The sequence below is a fragment of the Mycobacterium sp. NGS17 genome (assembly GCF_059813205.1).
Window position 1 is genome coordinate 1 of the sequence record NZ_JCALED010000070.1, and the last position, 208, is coordinate 208.

The 208-nt window shown below is 69.7% G+C and carries 1 protein-coding gene; it reads left to right on the forward strand.

Translation table 11 applies throughout. The features are described from left to right. On the forward strand, positions 1–208 hold a 208-nt coding region (locus AC5Y7E_RS24405), incomplete at both ends, for a hypothetical protein (protein WP_499950985.1).

Here is a 208-nt window from a genome sequence, read left to right on the forward strand (position 1 = left end):
TGACCGCCGAGCCGGGGCGGCGGTTGTCGTCGATCGAGGTGCTCGGTGGGGCCGAGTATGCCGAGTTGGAGGTGTTGGGTAATCGGGCGGTGTTGACCGAGCCGGGTATCGGGGTGTCGATTCCGGTGGTGTTCGCTGCGCAGGTGGCGCGCACCCCGCAGGCGGTGGCGGTGAGCTTCGCGGGCGCCTCGATGACCTACCGCGAGCT